Genomic DNA, 20,537 nt, shown 5'->3' with positions numbered 1-20,537 from the left:
GACTAATCTCTGTGACTCCATGCTTACCCTATTTAGACAAACCCTTCACAAACATTGGTGTGTCCGTTTCGTTAAGAATCGCCCTACCTCACTTACAAGGCCCAGATTGGTATTTTGTCACAGTCTATCCCAAATCACTCCTATCGGGGGAAGCATGGGATATGGCTCAGTTTATTTTAATTGCTGGTGCAGTGGCGCTGCTGGTTGAAGTGTTGTTGCTCTTGTCGGTGTTGCACCAGCAAATCGCTAAACCCCTCCAGCAATTAACCGCAGCTAGTAACGAACTTGCTGACGGTGACTTTGCGATCGCTCTCGATACCACGCGACAGGATGAACTTGGAGGACTGGCCAGTTCTTTCAACAGCATGGCAAGTCAATTAAAGACTTCTTTCATCCAATTAGAACAGGTAAATAATGCGTTAGAGCTACGGGTTGAGGAACGGACAACAACGTTACAAAAGACACTTGAAGAATTACGTCGGACTCAAACCCAGATGATCCAAAGTGAAAAAATGTCAGCCTTGAGGCAACTGGTGGCAGATGTGGCACATGAGATTAATAATCCTGTTAACTTCATTCACGGCAACCTTATCCATATAGAAAATTACGCCCAAGATTTATTGAAATTTATCCAACTGTATCAGTCTCACTATCCCAATCCAGTGGCTGAAATTCAAACTGAAGCTAAAGAGTTGGATCTGGAATTTATTCGAGATGATTTACCCAAGATGCTGTCTTCGATGAACATTGGCACTAATCGCATTCGGCAAATTGTGCGATCGCACAACCTCAAGGTAGATAACGAAACCAAGTGAAAACCCGTATATTCGGCCATTTATATAATACTAAAGCAGTTGGCAGTACGGGTTTAGGACTAGCGATCGCTCGTCAAATTGTCGAAAAAACGCACGCAAATTAAGTTTTAACTCAGTTATAGGTAAAAGTACAGAATTTTTTATTTAAATAAATTTATAAAAAATTAAACGGGTAAATTAGCAGCACTTTGGATATTTTCTAATATTAAGTCAGGGCTACTGCGTTTAATCAAACCAGTTAAAACTTTACCAGGGCCAACTTCTATTACTCGCTGGATACCGTTGGCTGGTAATTGCAGAGAAATTTCTCGCCATCTTACAGAACCGGTCATTTGTTTATTCAGGCGTTCCTTTAAAATCTCGGCATCAATAGACGGAATTGGTTCGACATTAGATAACACTGGTACAGTAGCTGGCTGAAATTCCACAGATTTTAAAATGTCTTGGAATTGGGCAGCCGCAGGTGCGATTAAATGTGAGTGAAATGCTCCAGAAACTTTTAAAGGAATAGCACGCTTGGCTTTAACTTGAGTCATCACTGCTTGTACAGCCTCAGTCGTGCCTGAAATTACTACCTGAGCCGAACTATTGTCATTTGCCAGTACTACATCAGGGTTTTCGGCAATAACTTTTTCCAACTGTTCGCGGTCAAAGTTCATCAAAGCCGCCATCATTCCACCGACGGCATTATCCATAAGTTCTGCACGACGCTTTACTAGATATAAACCAGCCGCCCACTCAAAGACACCCGCTACATAAAGGGCAGAATATTCTCCCAAGCTGTGGCCAGCAACTAAATCTGGCTGTTGTCCTCGTTCTCGAAGAAGATCGGCAAGAATACTTTCTACCACATAAAGAGTTGGCTGAGTGTATAGCGTCTGTGATAACTTTGCTTCTTCGTTTTGACAGATTTCGGTTACAGACCAGCCCAAAATTTCCTCTGCTTGAGCAAATTTGTCTTTAGCGGATGGTATATCTAATAAATCTATTCCCATTCCCAATGTTTGAGAACCTTGTCCAGGAAACACCCATGCAGTTTTAGTCATTAGTCATTAGTCAGTGGTCATTGGTCATTAAAGACTGGGGACTGGGTACTGGCGACTGGGGATTAGGGAAGAATGGAAAAGTAGTTTTCCCAATACCCAATACCCAGTCCCCAGTCCCCAGTCCCTATCTTCCCCATTGAAAAATTGCCGCGCCCCAGGTAAGACCTGCACCAAAGCCGGATGTAGCAATTATGTCATTGGGTTTAATTTTACCTTGTCGTACTGCTTCATCCAAAGCTAAGGGAATGGAAGCAGCAGAGGTATTACCATAATGGGCGAGATTACTTATAACTTTATGTTCTGGGATATTCAGGCGTTGGGCAACGGCATCAATAATGCGCTGATTGGCCTGATGTAACAGCAGCCAATCTATTTGATCAACACTGAGGTTGGCTTGAAATAAAGCTTTATCTATGATTTCTGGGACTTTTTGCACAGCAAAGCGGTAGACTTCTTTGCCGTTCATAGTAATAGGTTGATAAGTACCTTTAGTAATATTTACATTGGGGAGCAATTCTTGGGAAGCGCCTGTATAAGCAAGATTGAGATGATGGTTTTGAGTGCCATCACTTTTAAGGGCAAATCCTAATAAGCGATCGCTTCTGTCTGCCTGCAATACCACTGCCCCTGCACCATCACCGAATAATACACAAGTGCGCCGATCTTCCCAATCCACCCAGCGAGAGAGGATATCTGCCCCGATCAAAAGTACATTTTTATATACACCCGTTCTGATGTATTGGGCTGCTGTAACCAGACCAAAAACAAAGCCAGAGCAGGCTGCTGTCAAGTCAAAGGCTACTGCATTGCTGGCTCCTAATTGAGCCTGTACTTTACAAGCACTACCAAACAAATCATCAGGGGTGGAAGTTGCAAGCAGAATCAGGTCTAAGTCTTCTGGTCTAACTCCTGAAGCTGCGATCGCCTGAATGCTGGCGGCAGTAGCGAGTCCACTTAGGGACTCAGATGGTGTGGCTAATCGTCGTTGACGAATTCCCGTTCTTGTTGCAATCCACTCGTCTGATGTTTCAACTAGTTCAGTCAATGTCTCATTGTGTAGGGAAGTTGCGGGTACTGCCGAGCCACTTCCGGTAATTGCTACGCCTAAGTTTTGCACTCCTAATCTCCCAAGCTATCAGCTTTTGTCCTTTGTCAGTTGTCCTTTGTCATTTGTCCTGTGTCAGTTGTCCTGTGTCAGTTGTCCTGTGTCCTTTCCAAATGACCAATGACCAATGACCAATGACTAATGACTAACCGCTCTCGCGCTCTAGGATATATTGGGACTGAATTCGTTGTAGCACTTGGTTATCAACAGCTTCTTTGGCCATGCGAATTGCATTAAAAATTGAAGGTGCTTGTGAGCTACCGTGACCGATAAAACAAACTCCTGCCACGCCTAACAGCAAAGCACCGCCGTGTTCTGCGTGATCCATCCGTTGCTTAACTCGCTTCAGATTTGGTTTTAAAATTGCTGAACCAATTTGACCATGCAATCCTTGGGGTAATTCTTCGCGCAGAATTTGCAGAATTACTTCTCCAACGGCTTCGGCAAATTTTAATAGGACATTGCCCACAAAGCCATCGCAGACAATCACATCAAAGTGACCGGAAAGCACATCACGCCCTTCGGCATTGCCAATAAAATTAATTTGAGAATTTTCGCGGAGCAGTTGGTGGGCGCGGACGGCTGCATCATTGCCCTTAGAGTCTTCTTCACCGATATTCAACAAACCCACTTTCGGTTCGGTTGTACCTAAGACATACTGACTGTAAGCCGAACCCATGACGGCAAACTGCTCTAAAAACTTCGGACGGCAATCTACATTTGCGCCGACATCAAGGACTAACACAGGTTTGCCAGCAACAATTGTTGGAAAAACAGTCCCGATTGCTGGACGGTCAATTCCCGGCAATCGTCCTAAGCGGAGCAAAGCTGATGCCATAGCTGCCCCAGAGTGACCGGCAGAAAATACCGCATCTGCTTTTTGCTGCTTGACTAAATCCATCGCCACATTGATAGAAGCCTTGCGTTTGCGTCTAACTGCATTTAAAGGCTCCTCATCCATTGCGATCGCTTCTTCAGCAGTCACGATCTCCATCTGCCCTAGATTCGTTTTTGGCGGGAAGGCAGCTTCTATTTTTTGGGGATCGCCAACTAGTAATATATCTACACCCAATTCTTCCTTTGCTCGCAGTGCGCCAGCAACGATTTCACCGGGTGCATGATCCCCTCCCATTGCGTCAATTGCGATCCGTACGCGAGTCGATCCCATTGCTCAGAGCTTTTAGAAACCTTATAAATTTTACCAGATGGCAATGCCCGAAAAAGCTTAACTTTCTGACTGCCAAATTATTTCTGTTACTATTGCAACAATTTTTACTGGCAAGCTCAAGATAGCACGAATTTGGGGATTGGGGATTGGGGACTGGGGATTGGGGATTGGGGATTGGGGATTGGGGATTGGGGCAGAAGTTCTTTAATTTTGAATTGATTTCTCTCCTGCCCCCAGGAGCAACGCGAAAAAGTGAGATCCTCGTGAAAAGAGCTCTTGAGGCAGGGGGAGTGAAGAGAAAACTTTAGTATTTTTTACAACCTTTATAGCTATAAATACACTTATTTCTTTCTCTTCCCCTGCCTCAAGAGCATCCCTGCTCCCCCTGCTCACAAAATCGCATTGCTCCCCCTGCCCCCTGCCCCCTGCCTCTTCTCCCTACTCCCCAATCTCCAAAACCCAGCTAACTAGTGTCCGAACGCCGTAGCCGGTTGCCCCTGCGCTGTTGTAGCCATTTTCCTTATCTGTCCACACGGGTCCAGCAATATCTATATGCGCCCAAGGTGTCTCTTTGACGAATTGTTTCAGGAAAAGTGCAGCAGTAATAGCACCACCTGGACGCGGCCCTGTATTTTTCATGTCCGCGATGCCAGACTTTAGCCCTTCAAAATATTTTTCTTCCATTGGCATCCGCCAAATCTTTTCTCCTGAAGTTTGGGCAGCTTTCTCGATTTGGGAAGCTACGCCATCATCGGGAGTGTACAAACCAGCAATATCGTCACCCAAGGCGATGACGTTAGCACCGGTTAGGGTGGCTAAATCCACGATCGCATTTAACCCTAATTTGTCGGCATAAACCAAGGCATCTGCTAAGGTTAAACGTCCTTCAGCGTCGGTGTTGTTCACTTCGATTGTTTTGCCGTTTGATGCTGTGAGAATATCTCCAGGGTGCATGGCGTGACCGCTAATCATGTTTTCAGCTACTGCCGAGATAAAGTGAACTTCAACATCTGGCTTAATTTGAGCAATTGCTTTTGCCGCGCCCAAAGTAGCAGCTGCGCCACCCATATCCATTTTCATGGTTTCGATGCCACTACCAGCACCTTTAATATTGAGTCCGCCAGAATCGAAGGTTACACCCTTACCAATAATTGCTAGTTTCTTTTTCGGTGTACCTTCTGGTTTGTAAGTCAGGTGAATGAATTTAGGTGGCAACTCGGAACCTTGCGATACTCCCAAAAAAGCACCCATACCCAACTTTTCACAGTCTTCTTTTTCTAGAATTTCTACTTGTAAACCGTACTCTTTTGCGATCGCTTGAGCAGTTTCTGCCAAAGTAATGGGTGTGACTGCGTTAGCTGGCGCTGCTACTAACTGCCGAGCTAAATTTACCCCAGAAACGATTTGATTGGCGCGGCTAATAGCGGCTTCTTGTCCACCGAAACCTAGTAAATCTACGCTTTCTATTTGCGATCCTTTCTCTTCTGGTTCTGATTTAAAGCGAATATCTTGGTAAAGTGCTAATTCCACACCTTCTGCGATCGCTTGGGCACTGGCTGCTGGATCGTTATTCCATAATGGAAAACTAAATCCCAGAATTTTGCTTTTTTGCTTTTTCCCTACCCTAGCTACAGCAGCAGCAGCGCGTCGCAGAGTATCTAGTTTTAGTGCATCTGGTTTACCTAAACCTACTACAATCAATTTCCGCACTGGGCTACCAGCATTTACACGGGTGAAGATTGTAGTGTTGGCTTTACCTTTAAATTCTTCTTCTGCAATCAGTTCTTTTAATACACCGGAAAACTTTTGATCTAAAGTTGCCAGTTCTCCAGTTAACTCGACTGCATCTTCAAATAATCCAATTGCCAAACTATCGCCTGCCCACTCTAGCAAAGGCTTGTCACTAGGTTGAATTGTCATTTTGGGATTTTGTGTAAATATTCCTTCCTGTACCAGTATTGCTCAAAATTATTGTTTCAGGATGAGGGGAATTGGGAATTGTCCATACTAATCATGGAGGAAGTCTGAGTTGAAAAGCTGGTAACTTTCATCTTCTTACTTCTCCCGCCTTTTTTTCTAATTCACATTAGGCGTGAGTCAGAAATTAATATCTTTACAACTCATAACTTATAACTTCTAGAGTTCCGCCCGAATAGTAAAAGCATAATCTCCTCCAGGCTCTAGCTGATAATCTTGTTGCTCCAAAAATCGACCAAGGGGTTCTTTGATTAAAGCGCGGCCTTGGGAAGGCTTGACGGCAAGTTCTCCTCGGCGAAAATGCCACTGAAAATGCCACTCAAATTCACCTGCACTCACTTCACCCTCAAGGAAGCCGTGTTGCCAGGATTGGCGGGTGATTCTGACATGGGCAATGGTTTCTGGCAGTCGTCTTTTAGCACTCACAATGCTTTATATCAAGTGTAGAATAGTAGCCGTTTGTGTAGGCTTCTTATTTTATTTACCAAACATAGCTTAAATAGACAAACTGACAAAATGAGTATTTGTAGTTGAGCTAGAAGAACTCAGGAGTCAGAAGCCAGAATGGCAAGTGTGCCAGTAGTAAGCTGATGTGCTAAGGATGTATTTTCTTAAAATGGATCTAAGCTGAGAACGATTATGGCGCAGTAATTACCGCTACTGGGCAATGGGCTTTACTTAGAATTACATCCACTCTGTGACCGAAGAAAACGCGACCCGTAACCATTCGGATATTACTCCCTAGAATAATTAGATCGACTTCCTCGGCTTGGGCAAACTTGAGAATTTCCTTTTCTGGGCTGTTTCCTTGAAGAATATAGGTTTTAACATCAGCATCCAGATTGCGGCCAATTGCTGCTTGCTGTTCGAGCAGATCGTGAGCGATTTCCTTTGCTGGAGCTAGCGATCGCTGCTCGTAAAGAATATACTCAACCTGTGGCAAATTAATCACGTTTACAATCATTACTAATGCTCCTGTCTGAGCAGCGATCGTACTTGCCATTTCTACAGCGTTTTTGCTATATTCTGTCCCTACTGTTGGCACTAGAATCTTTGTCAGCTTTTGTTGAGCAATTTTGCATATCTCGCCTTTGGGTTGGTGTAGATGCGACTTTACTACCATCGTTGCACATGGCGCTTCTTGTACTACCCGATCTACAAGCAAATTGAACAATTTTTTCTGAGGGCGCATCTGTTCAGAAGCTCCCAATACGATCAAGTCATAGTTTTTGTTTGCTTCATTCAGAATTACTTCTGCTTTACTACGCCCAGACTCCGTTTTTGTTTGCAGAGTTGTATCAGCAGGTAGCTGCATTTCCTCAGCAACAGAAGCCAGAGCTTCCTCAGCGGCGGTATCTTTAAGCTGGGTTGCGGTCCGCCGAGCTTTGCTTTGAGGTTGCTTATCACTTAGGGCATATAGAGATGTGACTTCTATGGAGTTTTGGTGAGCCATGTAGCCCACTAGTTGCGCTGCAAGTTGGATGTTGGGGCCACCACTAGTAGGTATTAAGACACGTTGGATCTGTTTGATAAAGCTGCGGCTATCCTGCTCTTCTTGTTCCAAACGTTGAGCTTCCTCTTCACTCATCACCACGTTTGACAAAGACCAGCGCAAAAGGGGTGGAGCCATTAGGGAAGTGACGATCGCCACCATCACAATAATCGAGTACATCTGGGGATTCAGCACTCCCAAGGATAAACCAATGGTAGCAACTACAATTTCCATCGCCCCGCGAGCATTCATCCCCGAACCCATCGCCAAACCTTCCCAATGACTCAAGCCGCCAACGCGAGAACCAATATAAGCACCTGTAAATTTACCAATACAGGCGACAGCGAGAACAATCAAGCCAAATAGGAGCGTTTGGGGGACTAACAGAGTTCCCAAGTCAACTTTCAAGCCAGCTGAAGCAAAGAAAATTGGTGCTAGAAAGGCTGCTGTGAAGACTTCTAGCATGTGTCCGGCTTCATTGCTAAAGCGGCGAGATTGACCTGCCAGAATTCCCAGTACGAAAGCACCTAATGCTGCTTCTAGACCTAATGCATGGGTAAGTGCTGCTGCCGAGAGCGAAAGAATTAGTACAGCCGATATACTAGCGGAGATACCGCCAACGTAGTCATCAACCCAGCGCAAAATCTGGTCTACAATGGTACGCCCAATTGTGAAAGCGATCGCTAAAAACAATATAGCTGCACTTACGGAATGAAAAATTGTCCCGAAGTCAAATTTGCCGCTACTAGCTAGACCTGAAACCACAGAAAGTAAAATCCAGCCGATGGTGTCGTCAGTCATCCCAGCCGCTAAGGTGACTTGACCAATGTCACGGCGAATCAGGTTTAAATCCATCAGCACCTTCGCAATCACTGGGACTGCTGAAATACTCATTGCTGTGGCGATAAATAGACTGAATACTAGCCGCTTTTCCGGGTTGGCTAAAAAACTATCTGGCAATAGCCAACCTAGTCCAAATCCGGTGATAAATGGGATAATAATTCCGCCCAGTGAAATCAAAAGAGCCGTTTTCCCCTTGCGAAGAATCAGCTTGAGATCCGTCTCTAACCCAGTTACAATCAGCAAAAACAACACACCTAACCAAGAAATCACCGAAAGTAAATTAGACTGTTCTTGATTTTTGGGAAAGATATGCGCCTGTAAGTCTGGAAGCAGCAAACCAAATAGAGAAGGGCCCAGCAACACACCCGCCAATAATTCCCCAACAACAGGCGGGAGGTTAATCCGCCGCATCAACTCACCTAATCCCCGCGCTACCAAAAGCAATAGTGACAGTTGCACCAGCACTAACAACAGCTCATGATGACCGAGAGGTTTAATTACACCGTCACCTGCTACTTTCTGTGCAGCGAGTATAGGGACTAACATCAAGGGCAGGTTTTGCATAGTGTCCAAAGATGGGATTACAAATTTTTAAACGGGCTGTTCAAGTAAATCCTGAAAATGTTTACTTCCACATCGGCCTATGAGATTAAACTGTCATTATCATTAGACATCTAGTAAAAATGACGTAGTGTCAGTTCAGAAACACCGCTTTGCTCATCAACTTATTTTTGAGCGCGAACAAAGAACTTTGTAGTATCTTCCCAAATACCTTGCTCGGTTGCTAATTTTTCAATTTCAGCTTGGTACTCAACTTGCAACTGATTTAATTGTTCTGGTGATAGTTTTGACAACAGAGGATTACCTTTAAAATTTATATTAATTACTGTCTCAGATAATCTGCTATCTCTAAGATGCCGATAACGTCTTGATGGCTCAATTTTAATTTCGACATCTCTAAAACCTGCCTGATTAAGCAAATTTCGACATTTGTCTGGAGTCCCCAGAGGTTCAAGGATATGTGGTAACGATCCGCCTAAAACTTTAGCGAAGATCCTCTGCTGAAGAGATGCCATAAAAGCAGTTTCAGGAGGACAGGTAAATGCTACAAACCCTCCTGTTTTCAAGAAGCTATACCACTTTTTCAAAATAGTAAGAATATCAGGAAAAAGGACAATTGCCTCACAGCAGAAGACAACATCAAAACTACTATCGCTAAAGTTGAAAAATTCTGCATCTGCCTCAATTAACTCGGTATTTTGTAATTTTGCGGCTGCGATCTTAAGTTTTGCTTGATGCAACATTCCAGGGGTCATATCAATCCCAATCACATAGCCATTTGAACCAACTTTTTCAGCGGCGGCTATTGCAAGTAAACCTGTCCCAGTCGCCACATCAAGGATTTTTTGTCCAGAATCTAGGGTAACGAATTCAAGTAGAATCTTCGCGTCTAGAGGATGACGAGTATCTTTTTCATGGTCATAAGTAGTTCTATTACCATAAAATTCTTTTAGTTGCTGCTTATAACTATTCAAATCAGTCATAACCAAATGTCAAATTTTCTCCACTTTATAGTAACTTTTATTGTGATGTTGACTTGTGTGCTATTGAACCCAACTCTGACAGCGCAAGCCGCATCTTCATCTACCACAGTTTACGAACAACGGATAATTCATAGTCCAGATGGTATCGGCAAATATTACATGGGGCGCGAAATTGCCCAAGTTATGGGATACACAGGTGCTGGCTGGCTAGAACGTCCCAACCGAGAGGGAGAGGAACAGCCAAGTAAGGTAGTCAGCCTCCTCAATCTGAAACCTAATGACGTGGTGGCGGATATTGGTGCTGGTACAGGTTACTTGAGCTTTCGCATTGCACCGTTATTAACAACAGGTAAAGTGTTAGCTGTAGATGTTCAGCCAGAAATGTTGGAAATAATTGAGTTGTTTAAAAAAGAGAAAAATATCACCAATGTTGAGCCTATTTTAGCAACCTTTAGCGACCCTAACTTAGCATTTGAAAGTATCGATTTGGCATTGATGGTAGATGCTTATCATGAACTTGAATATCCCCAAGAAGTGATGCAAGGAATTGTGAAAGCACTTAAACCAGGTGGTCAGGTGGTGCTGGTTGAGTACCGGGGTGAAAATCCTTTTATTATGATTAAAGGTTTACACAAAATGACTCAAAAGCAAGTCCGCAAAGAAATGCAAGCTGTTGGTTTGGTTTGGCGCGAAACTAAAAACTTATTACCTCGACAGCATTTAATGGTGTTTGAGAAGCCTGATTCTAGCGATGTTTTGACAAGATGACGCTTGGACGGTAAATCACAAGAAAAATATGTCCCAAGCCATAATAAAGTAAAACTCCTTGCCACAGCACAAAATCATGGTCAACCTATCATTCAAACAACAAATTCCTCTTTTAGAAAATGGCGATCGCCTCACTCGCTACGAATTTGAGCGCCGCTATCAAGCAATGTCCCGTCATCAAAAGGCAGAATTAATTGAAGGAGTTGTATACTTGGCATTAAATTCGTCAGAACATCAAATATTTGTGCAACAGTTGTCTGATGAAGATAGTTAGTCAGAATTCAAAATTCAGAATAGTTAAAAAATCAGGGAAACGTTTGATAAGCCGATCGTCTTGTAATTTGCACATTGTGATTTATTCAAATCATTGTAGTGCGGACATCCTGCCCGCGTCGAGCGTGCAAATTAAATGCAGAACAGCTTAACTATTTTGACATCAGTCTAGTTTTTGGGGAATGAGACTGGCGTTTTTGGTTCCACTATCCCAAACAATCCAGCTAAGAGAATTATCTAAATCATCGGGGCTATTTGAAACTTTAAAATATAGCTTTTCTTCGCGCTTTCTTTCAATAGCAAAGTCGGCATTTTGAGCGTAAACGACTATAAAACCTTTGTCTCGTAAACAATATATCGCCCAAGCTTTCAATGATTGCTTGTATGGTTCGTGTGGAATTGGCGGTTTGGCGATCGTGTCTTCAATTACTTTAAATATTTGTGTGAGTTTTGCGGTCATAGTACAGATTTTTGTTATTACTCCTAAGTTAAGCAGCTTCTGGATCGCAACGAATTTCAATCATAAAGCCATCTGGATCGTAAAAATACACACCTCTGCCAGTAGGACGAGTAACTGGGCCGTATGCGATCGCTATTTTATTTTCCCCGATCACTGTCACCGCGCGATCGAATAACTGCGGATCGATATCAAAAGCCAGATGGCTCTGGTGAATGTCTTCTCTGGATTGGGATCTGGTGGTGATAATTCTGGTTCCCCAAATAAATCCAGTATCGTCCCATCTGGGGTGATGAAGTTGGCTACTTTCCCAGATGCAACAAGTTCCACTAGGGTTGCGGGTACTTTGTCGCCTGTGAGTTCGTGCAAACCCAAAATTGTGCCATAAAAGTAGCGGGAAGCTTGCATATCCTGGACGTTGAGGGCAATGTGATGTACTTTACGCAGATTTCCTGGTGCAAGGACACTGTTCACAGATTGGGTTCTAGATAGCATAGTAGAACAAAATCTCAATACTTTAGATAGAAGCTTAACTTTCGATTAAAAGTTTATTATTAACAAAAATCTATCATGTTATTTAATTATTCTTTAGACTTTAAAAATATTGATTTTCGTCAACATCCTGAACTCTATCGTGTTGGTAAGGGTGAACAGGGTGTACTTTTAGTAGAACCATACAAATCAGAAATACTTCCCTACTGGCGGTTTAAAACTCCTGATATTGCTAGAGAGTCAAGTGAAAAAATCTACGATATGTTTCTTGATTATCTAGAACAAGATGATTTTATCGGCGCAGATATGGCACGAAAGTTTATCCAAATGGGTTATACTCGCTCCCGTCGTTATGCTAATCATAAAAGCGGCAGAAAGTATAAACAAAAATCGGAAACTTCAGGAGACAAAAAAGAGATTCTTCCCTATGAAGTAGACCAAGTTAAAGCTGAATCAGCAGTAATATTTAAAACCAAGTGGATACAAGCAAAGACAAATAAAAAATACCAAGAGCTTTTAGCCAAGCATAAACAGATGTTTGAGAGCAACTGAACTATGTAACCAAGTATACGTAGTTACTGGAAATCGCCGCTACATAAACGTATAATACCAAGAGTTTGGGCATTTTATCGGTCAGGCTCTTTTTTCATCAAGATCCTTATCCAGTATGAGGTTACTAACTCCTGTGCCTTTACCCTGCTAGCGATCGCTCCTAATTTAGCCACCTTTGCAAATGTTCACAAGGAAGGTTCTACTGACAGTGTTGTTTAGATAGTTTTTTCTTTGAAAATCCCTTGCTTACCCAACCAAAAAAAGCAATCCCTGAATGCAAGTTGGTATCATTGTGCAAGACTACCCTAATCTGGTAGCGATCGAGTTACGATCTTGTCACACCCCTTTTTTGATTTGAGAAGTCCTATTCCAGAATTTTCTGGTTAAAATAGTATATCTGTTCTACTCAAACTCCCAAAGCAACACTCCTTAAAACCATATATTTAGAGGCATTAGAGGCAGACATGGCTATCAACACCGATACTTCCGGCAAGCAAAAAGCGCTGACTATGGTGCTAAACCAGATTGAGCGCAGCTTTGGTAAAGGAGCAATCATGCGCCTGGGTGATGCTACCCGGATGCGGGTGGAAACAATTTCCAGTGGGGCGCTGACTCTAGATTTAGCATTGGGCGGTGGTTTACCCAAGGGGCGGGTAATTGAAATTTATGGGCCAGAAAGTTCTGGTAAGACTACAGTAGCTTTACATGCCCTCGCCGAAGTGCAAAGAAATGGCGGTATTGCTGCTTTTGTTGATGCTGAACACGCTCTCGATCCCACTTATGCTGCGGCATTGGGTGTAGATATTGACAATTTGCTGATTTCTCAACCTGACACTGGCGAATCAGCTTTGGAAATTGTCGATCAGCTTGTTCGCTCTGCTGCGGTTGATATTGTAGTCATTGACTCAGTAGCAGCACTAGTTCCCCGCGCTGAAATTGAAGGCGATATGGGTGATATTCACGTTGGTTTACAAGCGCGGTTAATGAGCCAAGCTCTACGTAAAATAACGGGTAACATTGGTAAATCTGGTTGTACAGTAATTTTCATTAACCAGTTGCGGCAAAAAATCGGTGTTACTTACGGTAGCCCAGAAACCACAACTGGCGGTAACGCATTGAAATTTTACGCTTCGGTGCGCTTGGATATTCGCCGAATTCAAACCTTGAAAAAAGGTACAGATGAATTTGGTAATCGCGTTAAAGTCAAAGTCGCCAAAAATAAAGTAGCGCCACCTTTTAGGATTGCGGAATTTGACATTATTTTTGGTAAAGGAATTTCTACCTTGGGTTGTATTGTAGACTTGGCAGAAGAAACTTCCATTATTGTCCGCAAAGGAGCTTGGTATAGTTACAACGGCGATAACATCTCCCAAGGACGAGACAATGCCATTAAGTATCTAGAAGAAAAACCTGAATTTGCTGAAGAAATTAAGAAACTAGTGCGTGAAAAGCTAGATAAAGGCGCTGTTGTTTCTGCTAACTCCGTAGCTAAACCCAGTGAAGAAGATGAAGAGGAAGAAGGCGACTTAGAGCCAGAAGAATAAGGAACGTGGATGTATTAATTAGATAGCCATTACTAATTTGTAATTAGGTTCTATATGGGGAGAAGAGCTAAAATGCAATCTTCTCCCTTTGGGAAAAGTTAGTGCTATTCATAGTTATGGCGCTCGGCAAAGGCGTTGATTTCATTCACTAACCATGCTTTCTCTTTGTTGATCAAAAATAGTCCAAACTTGATTTTTCTTAAGGCGATCGCTAAAGTACAAAACGAGTTGAGATGAGCAAGAATTTTCACTTCTCGTTCAAATAATTCCAGTATTTTCCAATCTTTGATGCGATGCAAGGAAAGCACTTTCAGCGCCATCGGTTGATTAGTTTGCAAATCCTCAGCCGCATAAGTAATACTTACCCATACCACCATGTCCTAAAACATGGCGAATCTGATACAGCACTTCCGGCAGCTATGAGGTACATCTATCCTCAAAGCTGAAAGCTATGCTAGGAGGGCAAGGAGAAAAACTGTATTGCATAATAGCGGGAAGCGCTGTAGCGTCCTGCGATCGCCTCCGGTAGGGCGCGGTCCATTACGAAAATCCACAGATAAACCATTATGGGGTAATTCTGCTGGCGATCGGTGAGTCAATAAGAATAATAATGTTGCTCCCAAGCCGTATAAATCTGTTGCTGGTATCGCTTGCCCATACCGCTATTTCTTTCACCCAAAATGTTAATAATGCGATAGCGATCGCTGTGAGGCTGCTTTGTAGAATCAACGATCGCATCACCTGGTTGATGCAATAACCTTGCCATGATGCTTCCTATTTACTTAATTCTGATTACAGTATTCCCAAAATAAAGCAGGTAAAGCACTCTTAATTTTTGCAATTATTCTTTAATTTCCAATTTTTTAGCTGGGATTGTAGGGTTTTTGTCTGCTAAAAAAACGGTCTAAAATTTCTGATTTCTGTTCTGAACTAAAGTTATTATAGTCATGTTTAAACTTCTCAAATAGTGGGGGATTTCTGAAAGCATCTAAATTTTCATCTGATTTTCCAGGTATAAATATTTGTCTGTTAGGAGATAAAGTAAGTATTTCTAATTGTTCCTTCTTTTTCTGCACAAGCTGCATCAATAACTCCATTGTTACAGTTGGCAAAATACGGCAAGCATAATTCACAAAAAAGTCAAAAGTCATGTTTCCTAGACGGATGCGATCGCCATCTTTGAGCTTGATTGGCCCAAAAGCGCGATCGCCATTCACAAACGAGCCATTGGTACTGTTGAAATCTATGAAGTAGAAGCCTTGATCGTCAATATATTGAATAGCCGCATGGCGACCAGACATATAATTATCAGGAATGCAAATACCACTGTTGTGATTACGGCCTATTGTCCATATCTGCTGTGGCTGTCGTAAACTTTGAGTCTGATTGTCGCATAAGTTAGTCATCAAATAAACAGCAGCATTATCCACTACACCATGTACGTAACATACCTTCATCTTCTTCAATGACGGTTGAGATAGGTTTTCTAGCTGAAGAATTTCATCTAGAAGGGTGCTGTGGTGTTCATACAACTTGAGGAATACCTGATATAAAGTTAATCGCCGTTCTATTTCCGTTTGTGCAAATTCAGCCATGATACCTAAACCTTGTATTACCTGATTTCGGTTGTAAATATTCTACTTGAGCCTACAATCAGAGATAATTAATTAATTTTTCACTTCCCGTGGAATCTGAAAACTTGAGTTGCTTTAGAGCTTTAGATTTTACAGTTTTTAAGTACGAGATACCCTATTGTTAATAGCAATCAAAAGCATGGAAATATCTATGAACAATTATTGTGATGCTTTATTGTAAATAACTATTTATTATTTGTAACAGATAATAATCATAAAGATTTTATTAAGAATTGCCAAACATCTGCGTATTTTTGCTAGATATAGGGTTACTATTTGATTTTTGAACGAAATTAGGTATTGTATTGTAGAGGAGCCAGTGCGTTGCGGAGGTTCCCTCCGTTGTAGCAACTGGCGTTGTGTTAAAACGGAGTTCGTAACGCACTATTATCATGAGTTTGATGCGTTACGCTGTCGCTAACACATCCTACGTAGTATTGGCAGAAATCAAACCTGATTTTTATAGTTGGATATTTATTAACATTTACAAGAGCGATCGCTATAGTTCAACTCAACCATAACAATCCTGAACCATTCTTGATAAACAATATCCCCGACAACTTTTACGAAATCGGGGTTCTGGGATTGTAAATTATCATAAATCCAATATGATTGCCATATCATATCTATTTGGTCAATTCCGAATAATTCTAAGTTTTATCGAGAAGAATAAGGGCTGATTTGTCAAGCTAATAAGAAAATCACAGCTTTATGAGTTTTATAAAACAATACAGTTCAATTTAAAACTTTATCCTCCCAAACCTCGTTAAAAAGTAGAGAATTAGTCTGAGAGCCAGTTGCTTGTTCTGGCTCAAACATCTCAATTTTCAACTTATAATAAACCTCGTTTACCATTGGGGCGAATAGTCATCCAGTTTGTTTTTGCTAGTGCTAGTTGCTCATCGGAAATTTTGGCACTGGTGAGATTAGCACCACACAGATTAGCTCCTCTGAGGTTGGCATTGCTGAGATAAGCATTACTGAGGTCTGCACCTCGCAGGTCTGCACCTTCTAAATCAGCATGATTAAAGTATGCTTTGCTCAAATTAGCATCCTTGAGATTTGCTTTAGTGAGACTGGCTCTGCCAAAATCACTATTGTGAAGATTAGCTCCCTGAAGATTGGTTTTTTGGAATTGAGTGGAATGGAAATTTGTTCCTGATAAGTCAGCACCTTGCAGGTTCAGCAAATTTAAATTGTGGAGAGCAAAATCTCGTCTTCCCTTCTGGTAGGCGGTTAACAAACTTTGGGTATCTAATTTACGCTCAACTTTAGAATTTTGACCTTGCGAACCATTACTGTTGCTGTTAGCAAAAGTTGTTGATTTGGCCATCCCTGAACCCTGGTGCGATCCAGCCGCTTCTGCTGCCTTAGCTCGTCTGGCACGAATTGCTGCCGCCACCTGTGCCACTCCTGCACTGGTAGCAGCGACAGAAGAGTTGTTACATAAAACAGCAGAATTTTCTAAATGGTTGTATGTTCGGTCTTTAGATCCAGTATCTGATTTAATTAATAAACCCTTTGCTAAACTTTCTAAGTATGGTTCTATTTGCAAGGCTCTGAGAACGTCTGACGCAGACTGATAGCGATTACGTACAGACACGTCTAACATTTTTCGCAATACATTGCTCAAGTGATCGCTCACTTGCACAAGTTGCTCCCACATCATCTCGCCAGTGTTGGGATTGTAATCTAAGTCTTTGGGAGTTTTGCTAGTGAGTAAATAAATGCATGTCACCCCCAGTGCATAAATATCACTGGCGTAGACTGGACGCATAGCCATTTGCTCTGGAGGTGCAAAACCAGGAGTACCAATAGCATAAGCGGTTAATGCTGTCTGTCCTGATGGACTTGTCGCGCCTTGGCTGATTTGGTTTTTGACAGCACCAAAGTCGATTAGTACCATTCTGGAATCTTGAGTACGGCGAATTAAGTTGGCTGGTTTGATATCACGGTGAATCACCTTTTGCTCGTGGATGTATTGGAGTAGTGGCAAAACTTCGCTCAAAAATTGCTTGACTCCAGTTTCACTCAAGATGCCGTTAAGTTTGACCTCCTCCTGCAAAGTATCACCACTGATGTATTCTTGAATTAAGTAGAATTGCTCATGATCTTCAAAATAGTCTAATAATCTTGGTACTTGAGGATGATTACCAATTTTACCTAGAGTTTTAGCTTCTCGTTCAAAGAGTTCTCTGGCCATCTGTAAAACGTGTGGGGCACTTCCTGATGGGCGTAATTGTTTGATTACGCAACTCGGTTCTCCTGGTAAGCCTTGATCGTTAGCTAAGAAGGTTGCTCCAAAGCCACCTTGGCCTAATGGTTTAATCACCTGATAGCGATCGCGCAACAGTAGTTGCGAGCCACAAGACTGACACCTTTGGCTATTTACCAAATTTTCTGGATTGGGACAGATAGGATTTAAGCAGTAGCTCATGCACTGTCAACTCGCTGCACGAATAATCACGGGGAGCATTATACTCTCTCTCAATTATTTAGATATTAATCAACAGTTGCCAGGTAATTTCTGCTGGAAATCCTTTGAAGAGTTCCTAAAGTCTAGCTGGGATTACGTAAATATTTTGCCAGAACACTATATTTTATTATACTTAATAATAACTAGTCTTCGATCTCAGTGTTTATTCCAAAATCCAAAACTAGTATTAGGGCAATCACCAATGCCAGTCACTATACTTGGCGATGACACCCTAATTCATTCATTTTGAGAGATTTTAGACATTCGCGGACTTGCGAACTAACGCTTTTAGCGTCTCCCTTTCTCTACGAGACGCTACGCGTTGGGAGAATACTATACTGGCTCCCTTACAAAAAATCGCTGTAGGATTTTGGATGCCTAAATTTGGAGGCAATTTAGAATTGTCTCCATGAGTCCTTAAAAGACTATTAGCTGGCTTTCATGTTCACACTAATCAGTTGTTCGATAAGTGCAAAAACATCACTACGGCTGAGTTTCTCTTTACCATTAGCAAGAGCGTCAAGAGTGCCATTAGCTAAGGTTAAGGGAATTTGGCAAAAATCTAAGGCTGGACCTGTAGGAAGGTCTTTGGTATAAGCTTCAGCTAAGGCTAGATTGCGCCGCGCATACTCTTGCATCTTTGCTGCACTCCAACCTTCTGGGAAGAAGTCTACCCCACGCCCCAAATCTTCAGTATGGTTACGCAGGATATTTACTGCTTGTAAACCTCGACCAAACCCAATAGCCTGAGTACGGTTCGTTTGCGTTCCATCGTACCAAGTCCATAAGTCCGAAAGTAATAATCCCACCGCACCTGCAACCCCAAAGGTATAACGATCCAAATCAGACTCTGTGTAAATTTTCCAGTTTATTTCTGCCCAAGAAGCCATACGGTCTGCCATTGCAGCAGTGGCATCCCAAATTCGAGGTGCAATGGTTTCTGGTGCTAGCAGTGACCATTCTCTAATTCTGAGAGTGACTTCTTCTAGGGTATTCTCATAGCCACTAAATCCTTCAAAGAAAGCATCCACTTCGAAGCCATCAACTCCTGCCTGTAATGTCAGACTAATCGTTCTCAACAGCTTTGCTTTAGTAGCATTATCTAGTCCTGGATGATCTTCAATTTCATCAATGGCCCGCATACACAAATATGCCGATGCTACTGCTTCTTGCAATCCTGGCGGTAAAAGATTAATTGGGATATAAAAAGTTCGGCTAGTTTCTTGGAGGATTTGCAATGCATCTCTACGTAAATTCATGTTTTCACTCCCCGCTTGATTTTTGCACCACATGAAGTTTGCAGTTTTTTGATAATACTGGATATAGTTTTGACTAAACCTTAAAAACTATAGACTATAAGATACGCTAGTATTTCATCTAAAAATTAATCGTTTTTGGTGTTGCAATTAACAAAACTCTCAAATTTATCAAAGTCTAATCTAGTATATAGGCTTTTGGCTGCAAAAATTTGTAAGGTGTCGTTTGATATAGCTTTCATGATTTTATAGCCCATATACAAACAATTATGCTAATATTTGGTCGATTACAGCGAATTTATTCCACAAGCAAACATCCATTTTAGGAATTTGAAAGTCTTCTAAGTCTGCGTTAATCTGACTAGCAAAGTATAGTTATTGTATATATAAAGACAATCCAGGAAAAGCTGGTAACGGATAAAGTAACTATCCGTACCTTTAGATGTAAACGGCGACTTGTGGAAGAGTTGGAGTCAGTTAAATTAGACATTGAGAGCTGCAATGCCTAAATCAGGCATTGCTTAAGCTTGAGTGGTTCTAGTCGGAGCCTCCTCGCTATTCAAGGTGACATAAAGTGACCATAACCCAAAACAAGAAGTTCCCGTATATTTACGAGATTAATAATACAAAAGTGGGCTGTTTGCCCACTCAACAAAATATTTGTGAATATTTGACCTCTCATTGGTCTCAAAATATGGAAGTTCAAGTAGTTGTTTTGAGTCAGGCTAAAGCTATGGTCTTTACTTTTTATCTCATAAATTGCTGGGTTGTTGATTACCTGTCTCTGCGTATCAAACTGCGAACCGGAACACGGACTATCCCAGGTTTTTTTGAGGAATTTTAGGCAATGGTACAGTAAAAGTGGCTACAGATGGCAGAATGTTTGTGTGGCGTACAGTTTTCATCTTAGTAAGCTACAAATTTTGTCTAACTACGTCGTTTTGCTGTACTTAAAAAGGGAGTAACTATTTCAGTATTATGCTTTAATGTGTCTTGAGAACTCTTGTTAAAAATAATTAAATATGTGTATTCTAGCTTGCTATTGAATACACATCAAATACTTTTTTTTAAATAAGAGAATATGCATAATCTTAT

Annotated in this window: 18 protein-coding genes and 2 pseudogenes; 6 read left to right on the top strand and 14 right to left on the bottom strand. The window is 41.9% G+C overall.

The features are described 5' to 3' along the window. Positions 1-11 precede the first annotated feature (11 nt). Positions 12-815 (top strand): HAMP domain-containing protein, encoded by an 804-nt coding sequence (locus V7K42_RS01005; protein WP_334912702.1) that lies wholly within the window; start codon positions 12-14, stop codon positions 813-815. A gap of 164 nt (positions 816-979) precedes the next feature. Here the strand turns inward: V7K42_RS01005 and fabD are convergent, their stop codons facing one another. The 7 genes from fabD to V7K42_RS00970 all read right to left on the bottom strand — a co-directional run bounded on the left by fabD (position 980) and on the right by V7K42_RS00970 (position 9,990). Then, positions 980-1,861 carry an ACP S-malonyltransferase gene (gene fabD, locus V7K42_RS01000; protein ID WP_334912700.1) on the bottom strand — a complete coding sequence of 294 codons (882 nt, stop codon included), beginning with the start codon at positions 1,859-1,861 and terminating at the stop codon, positions 980-982. Between the two features lie 124 nt (positions 1,862-1,985). Next, positions 1,986-2,978 carry a beta-ketoacyl-ACP synthase 3 gene (locus V7K42_RS00995; RefSeq protein ID WP_334912698.1) on the bottom strand — a complete coding sequence of 331 codons (993 nt, stop codon included), beginning with the start codon at positions 2,976-2,978 and terminating at the stop codon, positions 1,986-1,988. Positions 2,979-3,111: 133 nt separating this feature from the next. After that, on the bottom strand, positions 3,112-4,134 hold the full coding sequence (gene plsX / locus V7K42_RS00990; RefSeq protein WP_334912696.1) for a phosphate acyltransferase PlsX: 1,023 nt from the start codon (positions 4,132-4,134) through the stop codon (positions 3,112-3,114). A gap of 438 nt (positions 4,135-4,572) precedes the next feature. Further along, on the bottom strand, positions 4,573-6,054 hold the full coding sequence (locus V7K42_RS00985; RefSeq protein WP_334912694.1) for a leucyl aminopeptidase: 1,482 nt from the start codon (positions 6,052-6,054) through the stop codon (positions 4,573-4,575). Between the two features lie 216 nt (positions 6,055-6,270). Next, a complete protein-coding gene (locus tag V7K42_RS00980) occupies positions 6,271-6,540 on the bottom strand; it encodes a DUF3146 family protein (protein WP_372726526.1) in 270 nt (89 codons plus the stop codon). Positions 6,541-6,748: 208 nt separating this feature from the next. After that, positions 6,749-9,010 (bottom strand): cation:proton antiporter domain-containing protein, encoded by a 2,262-nt coding sequence (locus V7K42_RS00975; RefSeq protein WP_334912692.1) that lies wholly within the window; start codon positions 9,008-9,010, stop codon positions 6,749-6,751. 161 nt (positions 9,011-9,171) lie between these two features. Continuing rightward, positions 9,172-9,990 carry a class I SAM-dependent methyltransferase gene (locus tag V7K42_RS00970; protein ID WP_334912690.1) on the bottom strand — a complete coding sequence of 273 codons (819 nt, stop codon included), beginning with the start codon at positions 9,988-9,990 and terminating at the stop codon, positions 9,172-9,174. Positions 9,991-9,996: 6 nt separating this feature from the next. On the opposite strand from V7K42_RS00970, the gene V7K42_RS00965 reads away from it, so the two are divergent. Then, positions 9,997-10,758 (top strand): class I SAM-dependent methyltransferase, encoded by a 762-nt coding sequence (locus V7K42_RS00965; RefSeq protein WP_334912688.1) that lies wholly within the window; start codon positions 9,997-9,999, stop codon positions 10,756-10,758. 76 nt (positions 10,759-10,834) lie between these two features. Beyond that, positions 10,835-10,975 (top strand): annotated as a pseudogene (locus V7K42_RS00960) (Uma2 family endonuclease); the annotation flags it as partial. Positions 10,976-11,194: 219 nt separating this feature from the next. On the opposite strand, the gene V7K42_RS00955 reads toward V7K42_RS00960, so the two are convergent. Both V7K42_RS00955 and V7K42_RS00950 read right to left on the bottom strand, forming a co-directional pair. Further along, positions 11,195-11,491 (bottom strand): hypothetical protein, encoded by a 297-nt coding sequence (locus V7K42_RS00955; RefSeq protein WP_334912686.1) that lies wholly within the window; start codon positions 11,489-11,491, stop codon positions 11,195-11,197. A 28-nt stretch (positions 11,492-11,519) separates the two neighbouring features. Beyond that, positions 11,520-11,983 (bottom strand): annotated as a pseudogene (locus V7K42_RS00950) (VOC family protein). Positions 11,984-12,058: 75 nt separating this feature from the next. Between V7K42_RS00950 and V7K42_RS00945 the strand changes: the two are divergent. Further along, positions 12,059-12,532, top strand: coding sequence for a DUF4385 domain-containing protein (locus tag V7K42_RS00945; RefSeq protein ID WP_334912684.1), 474 nt, complete (start codon positions 12,059-12,061; stop codon positions 12,530-12,532). Positions 12,533-12,996: 464 nt separating this feature from the next. Continuing rightward, positions 12,997-14,076 carry a recombinase RecA gene (recA, locus tag V7K42_RS00940; RefSeq protein WP_334892750.1) on the top strand — a complete coding sequence of 360 codons (1,080 nt, stop codon included), beginning with the start codon at positions 12,997-12,999 and terminating at the stop codon, positions 14,074-14,076. A 104-nt stretch (positions 14,077-14,180) separates the two neighbouring features. Here the strand turns inward: recA and V7K42_RS00935 are convergent, their stop codons facing one another. From V7K42_RS00935 to V7K42_RS00925, 3 genes are all read right to left on the bottom strand, one after another. Beyond that, the gene (locus V7K42_RS00935; RefSeq protein WP_334912682.1) at positions 14,181-14,453 is read right to left on the bottom strand and encodes a hypothetical protein; all 273 of its coding nucleotides are present in this window, start codon (positions 14,451-14,453) and stop codon (positions 14,181-14,183) included. Between the two features lie 218 nt (positions 14,454-14,671). Continuing rightward, positions 14,672-14,842 (bottom strand): hypothetical protein, encoded by a 171-nt coding sequence (locus V7K42_RS00930; RefSeq protein WP_334912680.1) that lies wholly within the window; start codon positions 14,840-14,842, stop codon positions 14,672-14,674. Positions 14,843-14,939: 97 nt separating this feature from the next. Further along, positions 14,940-15,671 carry an FHA domain-containing protein gene (locus V7K42_RS00925; protein ID WP_334912678.1) on the bottom strand — a complete coding sequence of 244 codons (732 nt, stop codon included), beginning with the start codon at positions 15,669-15,671 and terminating at the stop codon, positions 14,940-14,942. A 431-nt stretch (positions 15,672-16,102) separates the two neighbouring features. Here V7K42_RS00925 and V7K42_RS00920 point away from each other — a divergent pair, with 431 nt between their 5' ends. Beyond that, on the top strand, positions 16,103-16,231 hold the full coding sequence (locus tag V7K42_RS00920; protein ID WP_334912676.1) for a hypothetical protein: 129 nt from the start codon (positions 16,103-16,105) through the stop codon (positions 16,229-16,231). A gap of 311 nt (positions 16,232-16,542) precedes the next feature. Here V7K42_RS00920 and V7K42_RS00915 read toward each other — a convergent pair whose 3' ends face one another. After that, entirely contained in the window at positions 16,543-18,147 is a 1,605-nt protein-coding gene (locus tag V7K42_RS00915) for a serine/threonine-protein kinase (protein ID WP_334912674.1), read from the bottom strand. A gap of 467 nt (positions 18,148-18,614) precedes the next feature. Beyond that, the gene (locus tag V7K42_RS00910; RefSeq protein ID WP_334912672.1) at positions 18,615-19,445 is read right to left on the bottom strand and encodes a phytoene/squalene synthase family protein; all 831 of its coding nucleotides are present in this window, start codon (positions 19,443-19,445) and stop codon (positions 18,615-18,617) included. Between the last annotated feature and the right edge of the window lie 1,092 nt (positions 19,446-20,537).

This window comes from Nostoc sp. (assembly GCF_036917455.1).
Taxonomy (GTDB): Bacteria; Cyanobacteriota; Cyanobacteriia; order Cyanobacteriales; family Nostocaceae; genus Nostoc.
Note: the sequence above shows the minus strand (reverse complement) of the source record. Positions and strands in the feature narration are given on the sequence as shown.